The 7,469-nt window shown below is 71.8% G+C and carries 6 protein-coding genes; 1 reads left to right on the top strand and 5 read right to left on the bottom strand.

Annotation, left to right across the window (positions count from 1 at the left end):
- Positions 1-1,260: 1,4-alpha-glucan branching enzyme (gene glgB / locus ABZX30_RS12085; protein WP_355932076.1), on the top strand; the 1,260-nt coding region annotated here is incomplete at its 5' end.
- Between the two features lie 362 nt (positions 1,261-1,622).
- On the opposite strand, the gene ABZX30_RS12080 is transcribed toward glgB, so the two are convergent.
- From ABZX30_RS12080 to ABZX30_RS12060, 5 genes are all read right to left on the bottom strand, one after another.
- Entirely contained in the window at positions 1,623-3,857 is a 2,235-nt protein-coding gene (locus tag ABZX30_RS12080; protein WP_355932074.1) for a UvrD-helicase domain-containing protein, read from the bottom strand.
- A 168-nt stretch (positions 3,858-4,025) separates the two neighbouring features.
- A complete protein-coding gene (locus ABZX30_RS12075; RefSeq protein ID WP_355932086.1) occupies positions 4,026-4,340 on the bottom strand; it encodes a thioredoxin domain-containing protein in 315 nt (104 codons plus the stop codon).
- 14 nt (positions 4,341-4,354) lie between these two features.
- Positions 4,355-4,783, bottom strand: a complete 429-nt coding sequence (locus ABZX30_RS12070; protein ID WP_355932071.1) for a MerR family transcriptional regulator — start codon at positions 4,781-4,783, stop codon at positions 4,355-4,357.
- A gap of 43 nt (positions 4,784-4,826) precedes the next feature.
- Positions 4,827-5,588, bottom strand: coding sequence for a DUF2127 domain-containing protein (locus ABZX30_RS12065; protein ID WP_355932070.1), 762 nt, complete (start codon positions 5,586-5,588; stop codon positions 4,827-4,829).
- A gap of 468 nt (positions 5,589-6,056) precedes the next feature.
- Positions 6,057-7,448, bottom strand: coding sequence for a cation:dicarboxylase symporter family transporter (locus tag ABZX30_RS12060; protein WP_355932067.1), 1,392 nt, complete (start codon positions 7,446-7,448; stop codon positions 6,057-6,059).
- Between the last annotated feature and the right edge of the window lie 21 nt (positions 7,449-7,469).

The raw sequence follows: 7,469 nt of genomic DNA, 5'->3' as shown, positions 1-7,469 counted from the left end.
TTCAAGTACCTGGTGGACGCGCTGCACCGGGCGGGAATCGGCGTGATCATGGACTGGGTGCCCGCGCACTTCCCGCGCGACGACTGGGCGCTGGCGGAGTTCGACGGCCGCCCGCTGTACGAGCACTCCGACCCGCTGCGGGCCGCGCACCCCGACTGGGGCACGCTCGAGTTCGACTTCGGCCGCCGCGAGGTGCGCAACTTCCTGGTCGCCAACGCCGTGTACTGGTGCGAGGAGTTCCACATCGACGGGCTGCGGGTGGATGCCGTCGCCTCGATGCTGTACCTCGACTACTCGCGCGAGCCGGGCCAGTGGACGCCGAACGAGCACGGCGGCCGGGAGAACCTGGACGCGGTGGCGTTCCTCCAGGAGATGAACGCCACCGTGTACCGGCGCTGCCCGGGCGTGGTGACCGTCGCCGAGGAGTCGACCGCCTGGGACGGCGTCACGCGGCCCACGCACCACAAGGGCCCGAGCGGCTTCGGCGGCCTCGGCTTCGGGCTGAAGTGGAACATGGGCTGGATGCACGACTCGCTGGAGTACCTGAGTCACGAGCCGGTGCACCGCACGTACCACCACGGCGAGATGACCTTCTCGATGGTGTACGCCTACAGCGAGAACTACGTGCTGCCCATCTCCCACGACGAGGTGGTGCACGGCAAACGGTCGCTGGTGTCGAAGATGCCGGGCGACTGGTGGCAGCAGCGCGCCGACCTGCGAGCGTATCTGGGCTTCATGTGGTCCCATCCCGGCAAGCAGCTGCTGTTCATGGGGCAGGAGTTCGCCCAGGGCGCCGAGTGGTCCGAGGCGTACGGCCCCGACTGGTGGCTGCTCGACCCGGCGTACGGCGCCGAGGCCGACCACCGGGGCGTGCGCGACCTGGTCCGCGACCTCAACGCGGTGTACCGCGGCACGCCCGCGCTCTGGCAGCGCGACACCGACCCGTCCGGCTTCCAGTGGGTCGTAGGGGACGCGGCCGACGACAACGTCGTGGCCTTCCTCCGCTACGACGCCGAGGGCGTCCCGCTGCTGGCGGTGTCCCACTTCTCCCCCACGGTCCGCCACGACTACCGCCTCGGCGTGCCCGAGGACGTCCCCGCGTGGCACGAGGTGGTCAACACCGACGCGGCCCGGTACGGGGGCAGCGACGTCACCAACCCCGACCCGGTCAAGCCGGAGGCGACCGCCTGGCACGGGCGCGCGGCGAGCATCCGGCTGACGCTGCCTCCGCTGGCCACGGTGTGGTTGCGGCCGGCCTAGGTTTCTCGCCCCCGCCGCCCCTGCCCATTCCCGTTCCCAGGGGCTCCGCCCCTTCATCCCCGGCGGGGACTGCGTCCCCCGCACACCGCCGGGGGCTGCCGCCCCACGCCCCCGCACCACCTCACCGGGGACTCCGCCCCCTCACCCCTCGGCGGGGCTACCGCCCCCGCACCCCGCAGCACTGCCCCCAGGCCCCGGCGGGCGCTACCGTCCCACACCCCGCCAGGGGCTACTACTCCGCAACCCCGCGGCACCGCGCCCCGCCGAGGACCACCACCCCACCCCGCAAGGGGCCGTCGGTGCGGGACCCCGCGTGGTGGTGCCCGGTATCCCGGGATGCGCATCTCGAGTGTCGTAGGGGGTTACGTCAGGGCCTCGGCCAGTGGCCTGGGGAGTTCCTCGGTGTGGATCATGGCGAGCCGCTGGGTGGCTCGGGTCAGGGCCACGTAGAGGTCGCTGGTGCCGTACCGGCCGGGCTCGACCGCCAGGACGGAGTCGAACTCGAGGCCCTTGGACTGACGGGGGTCGAGCAGGACGACCGTGCGGGTCAGGTCGGGTTCGGCGCCCGCGGTGACCCCGTCCAGCCGGGCGGCCAGCCGGCGGTGCAGTTCGCGCGGGGCGATGACCGCCAGGCGGCCCTCGGCGGGCGTCAGTTCGGCGACCGCTTCGGCCACCGCGCCGGGCAGGTCGTCGTACACACGGCGCGCCCAGGGCCGTACCCCGGTCGAGCGGACCGAGCTCGGCGGGGTGAAGTCCGGGTTCTCGGCGCGGACGACGGCCGCGGCCACGTCCATGATCTCGGACGGGGTGCGGTAGTTGACGCCGAGGCGGGTGTGCTCCCAGCGGTCCTCGACGTACGGCTGGAGGATGCCGGCCCAGGAGCCGACGCCCGCCGCCTCCGCGGTCTGCGCCGGGTCGCCGACGAGCGTCATCGAGCGGGTCGGGCTGCGCCGCATCAGCAGCCGCCAGGCCATCGGGGACAGCTCCTGCGCCTCGTCGACGATGATGTGCCCGAACGCCCAGGTCCGGTCGGCCGCGGCGCGTTCGGCGGCGCTGCGGTGGTCCGCCTCCTCGTGCCGCTCGGCGAACCGTTCGGCGTCGATGATGTCGTGCGCGGACAGGACCTCCGAGGACTCCGGGTCGCTGTCCTCCTTGTCCTCGAACTCGTAGGTCCGGGAGGCGTAGGAGACGTCCAGGACGCCTTGCGCGTAGGCGATCTGCGTCTCCCGCTCCCGTTCGGCGCGGGCCCGGGCGAGCCGGTCGTCCTCACCGAGGAGTTCGGCCGCCTCATCCAGCAGGGGCACGTCGGCCACCGTCCAGGCCCGGGTCACCGGGCGCCGGATCGCGTCGGCGTCCGCCGCGGACAGGTACCCGTCGGGCTCGGCGAGGAAGTCGGCGACCAGCCGGCGCGGGGTCAGCCGCGGCCACAGTCGGTCGACGGCAGACCAGACCTCGGGGTTCTCCGCGATCTCGTCGCGGATCTGGGTGACGTCGGAGGGGTCCAGCAGGCTGCTGCCGTCGTACGGGTCGGTGCCCACGCGCTCGGCGTACAGCTCGGTGAGCGCGTTGAGGATGTGGCCCTCGAAGTGCTCGCGGGCCGCGTTGTGCGGCAGCTTGGCGGCGCGGGTGCGCTCGCGGGCGACGTTCACCAGGCCGTCGTCGAGCATCAGCACCTCGCGGTCGTGCTCGATGGCGATCACCGGGTCGGGCAGCGCCTGCCGGTCGCGCACCACGGCGGCGAGCACGTCGGCCATGCCGGCGCGGCCCTTCACGGCGGCCGCCTCCGGGGTGTCGGTGGCCGTCGCCTTCACGCCGGGGAACAGCTCGCCGACCGTCGCCAGCAGGACGCCGGTCTCGCCGAGGGAGGGCAGCACCTCGCCGATGTAGCCGAGGAAGGCGGGGTTGGGGCCGACGATCAGGACGGCGCGCCGGGCCAGCAGTTCCCGGTACTCGTACAGGAGGTAGGCGGCCCGGTGGAGGGCGACGGCCGTCTTGCCGGTGCCGGGGCCGCCCTCGACCACCAGCACCCCGCGGTACGGGGCCCGGATGATCTCGTCCTGCTCGGCCTGGATGGTCTGCACGATGTCGCTCATGCGGCCGGTGCGGGCGGAGTTGAGCGCGGCCAGCAGCACGGCGTCCCCGGTCGGATCCTCGTGGCCGGTGCGGGTGGCGTCGCCGAGGTCGAGGATCTCGTCGTGCAGGGAGGTGACCCGGCGGCCGTCGGTGCCGATGTGCCGGCGCCGGCGCAGGCCCATCGGGGTGTGGCCGGTGGCCAGGTAGAAGGGGCGGGCCACGCCGGCCCGCCAGTCGATCAGGACGGGGGTGCGCTCGGCGTCGTCCAGGCGCAGTCCGATGCGGCCGATGTGGTGCTTCACCCCCGAGGTCAGGTCGATACGGCCGAAGCACAGGGAGCCCTCCACCGCGTTCAGCGCGGCGAGCAGCCCCGAGCGCTCGGCGACCAGGATGTCCCGCTCCAGCCGGGCCTGCCTGGGCTTGTCACCCTGGGCGAGGGCGTCCGTGACGGAGGCCTCCGTGTCGCCGCGCAGGGCGTCCACGCGCGCGTACAGGCCGTCGATGAATTCCTGCTCGCGGCGCAATTCATCGTCTGGAAATTCGCTGTTTGACAATTCCGCTCCCGCCCGGATATACTGTGCTCACTGAACTTCTCCGTGACCCAGTTTCATTGAAGTCACGAACCATCGAATATACGCAAAGAAATCCCCCGAGCGCAATTGCTCGGGGGATTTCTTCTGGCCCGCGCGGGATCACAGCACGTCGGACAGCTCCTCAAGGAGCCGTCGCTTCGGCCGGGCACCCACCATCGCCTTCACCGGCTCGCCGCCACGGAACACCATGAACGTCGGCATCGACAGCACCTTGTAGGCGTTGGTGGTCACCGGATTGGTGTCCACGTCGAGCTGTACGACCTTCAGCCGGTCGCCCTCCTCTTCGGCGAGCGCGCTGAGGACGGGCCCCATCTGCCGGCACGGAGGGCACCAGTCGGCGGTGAACTCCACCAGCACGGGCAGCTCCGAGGCGATCACCTCCGCCGCGAAGTCCCCGTCCGTCACCTCGGTCACGCCCGCTGCCTTGATCACCGTATCCGCCCTCCCCGTTCGCACCCGGGTTCCGGACCCCCCGGAACCAGCGCCTCGGCGGCCAGCTCGCCCATGGCCTGTTCGGCCCGCGCCAGCTGCCCGGCGACCTGCTCCCGGACCGCTGTCAGTTCGCCGATGAGGTCGTCGAGTTCGGCCAGCTTGCGCCGGTAGACCGCCAGCGACGCCGGGCACGAGTCGCCCTCCGGGTGACCGGCGCGCAGGCACTCCACGAACGGGCGCGTCTCCTCCAGGTCGAACCCGAAGTCCTGCAACGTGCGGATCTGTGTGAGCAGCCGCAGATCGCGTTCGTCGTAGGTGCGGTGCCCGTGGTCGTCACGGCGCGCGGGCAGCAGCCCGCGCGACTCGTAGTACCGCAGCGTGCGCGTGGTGGTCCCGGCCCGTGCGGCCAGTTCGCCGATTCGCATAGCAGCGACCGTAGGCCTTGACGCCGACGTCAACGCAAGCCCGTCAGAGCACCCGCGCGGACTCCTCCACCTCCAGCAGCGACGCGCTGTGCCGTTCCTCGTCGAAGGCCTTCCGGCCGCCCCGAAGACCGAAGAGGCGCTTGGCGAGGGCGATGTAGAGGACGGCGAGGATGTTGAGGGCGAGGGTGGCGATCTTCAGCCCGCTGACGTGCTCGGTGAGTTCGTAGACCTCCAGCGGGAGGAAGGCGGCCGTGGCCACCACCGTCAGGTACTCCGCCCAGCGCTTGGCGTACCACAGGCCGACCGCCTCGACGAGTTCGATCAGGGCGTAGGCCAGCAGCAGGGCCGCGACGACGAGCAGCGTGGAGTGCTGGTAGCCGAAGGACTTCTGGATGGTGCCGACGACCGGGGAGTGGTCGAGGTCGTAGTGGAAGTGCCGGAAGACCGGGCGCAGGACGTTCAGGTCCTCGTCGAAGAGCCGGCGTACCGCGTCCTGGCTGTTGCTGAACTTCCACACCGCCACCGCGACCAGCACGATGAACACTCCGCGCACGGCCCGCTCGACCGCCAGGAAGCGCAGGATGAACAGGTCCCGCAGGACCTTGCCGCGCGGTACCAGCGGGGCGTCGGCGGCCGGTCCCGAGCCGTGCGGCTCGCCGAGCGCGAAGTCGCCGCAGCGCAGGCAGCGCCAGACGTCCCCCAGGGCGGTCCGCGCGTGCAGCCGCACCCGCAGCCGCGGGTCGTCCGGCGCGTACGTCACATGGCCCTTGCGGGCACAGGTCCGCCGGTCCCAGTCGATCTTCATCCCCCGTGCCTCCGTACCGTGTGCGCGGCCGACCCGCGCACGAACGTGCCGTTCCGGTCGCTCCGGAGACGGCACGTTAGTGGATGCGGCCGGGGGGCCCGCAGGTGGGCCCGGTCAGCGTGCCGACGAGGCCGCGGACTCCTTCTTCTTCCTGTGCGGACTCCTGGGCGGGCTCCCCGGCGGCCACCGGGGCTTGCCGGCCGACGGCAGCACCGCCACCCGCACGGTCGGCCGACGGCCTGCCGACAGCACAGGAGGCGGGCCGCTCCGGGCGGGGCACGGAGAAGGTCTCCGGGCGGCCGACCGTAAGGGGGAGTATCGGCCGCCCGGAGACGGTGGGGCCGGGCACCCGGCCCGGGTTCAGGCGGGGCCGGGTGCCCGGGGTACGGGGGGCGGGGGCACCGCCCCGGCAGGAGCGCGGGGGCTCCGTCGGCCTGCGGCTCCGCCGCACGGGGCGGGCGGCGGAGCCTACGCCTTCGCCAGTTCCTTCTCGCCGCCCTGGCGCGGTTCGGGCAGGTCCGCGGGGACCGCGGACGCGCCCTCGTCCAGCAGGGTCGTCTCGTCGAACGGCAGCTGACCGGCGAGCACCTGCCGGACGCGGTCCCGGTCGATCTCCTTGGTCCAGGTGCCGATCAGGACGGTGGCGACGGCGTTGCCGGCGAAGTTCGTCAGGGCGCGGGCCTCGCTCATGAAGCGGTCGATGCCGACGATCAGGCCGACGCCGTCGACCAGTGCGGGCTTGTGCGACTGCAGACCGCCGGCCAGGGTGGCCAGGCCGGCGCCGCTGACGCCGGCCGCGCCCTTGGAGGCGAGCAGCAGGAACAGCAGCAGCGGGATCTGCTCGCCGACGGACATCGGGGTGCCCAGAGCGTCCGCGATGTACAGCGACGCCATGGTCATGTAGATCATCGTGCCGTCGAGGTTGAAGGAGTAGCCGGTCGGGACGGTGATGCCGACCACCGGCTTGCTGACGCCCAGGTGCTCCATCTTCGCGATCAGCCGCGGCAGCGCGGACTCGGAGGAGGAGGTGGACAGGATCAGCAGGAACTCCCGGCCCAGGTACCTGAACAGCGAGAAGACGTTCAGGCCGGTGACGACCCGCAGCAGCGCGCCGAGCACGACGAAGACGAAGAGGAAACAGGTGACGTAGAAGCCGAGCATCAGCACGGCGAGGCTCTTCAGCGCGTCCACGCCGGCCGAGCCGACCACCGCGGCGATGGCGCCGAAGGCTCCGATCGGGGCGGCCCACATCACCATGGCGAGGATGCGGAAGACGAGCCGCTGGATGTGCTCGATGCCGCGCAGCACCGGCTGCCCGGCCGGGCCCATCGCCTGGAGCGCGAAGCCGGCGAGCAGCGCGATCAGCAGGGTCTGCAGCACCTGGCCCTCGGTGAAGGCGGAGACGAAGGTCACCGGGATGATCGAGAGCACGAAGTCGACCGGCGGCAGCGCGTCCGCGGACACCTGGTCGTGTCCGGTCGCCTTGATCGCGTCGGTGAGGTGCAGCCCGTCCCCCGGGTGCAGCACGTTGCCGACGACGAGACCGATGGCCAGTGCGACGAGCGACATCACCAGGAAGTAGCCGAGCGCGATGCCGCCGACGGCGCCGACCTTGGCGGCCTTCCGTACCGAACCGATCCCGAGCACGATCGTGCAGAAGATGATCGGCGAGATCATCATCTTGATCAGGTTCACGAAGCCGGTGCCCAGTGGCTTGAGTTCGATCCCCGCGTCGGGCCAGATCAGCCCCACCGCGATACCGAGGGCCACCGCGACGATCACGGCTATGTACAGGTAATGGGTGCGGTCCCGCTTCACGGCGGGTGCGGCAGGTGCCGTATCGGGGGTGCTGGCGGCCACGGCTGCCCTCCTTGACGTCTT

Origin of the sequence: Streptomyces sp. NPDC004542 (assembly GCF_040610035.1) — a bacterium.
GTDB lineage: Bacteria > Actinomycetota > Actinomycetes > Streptomycetales > Streptomycetaceae > Streptomyces.
Note: the sequence above shows the minus strand (reverse complement) of the source record. Positions and strands in the feature narration are given on the sequence as shown.

Excerpts from the sequence above, each read along its gene's own strand:
- ABZX30_RS12065 (WP_355932070.1), bottom strand. The coding sequence starts at position 5,588 with ATGAAGATCGACTGGGACCGGCGGACCTGTGCCCGCAAGGGCCATGTG.
- ABZX30_RS12070 (WP_355932071.1), bottom strand. The coding sequence starts at position 4,783 with ATGCGAATCGGCGAACTGGCCGCACGGGCCGGGACCACCACGCGCACG.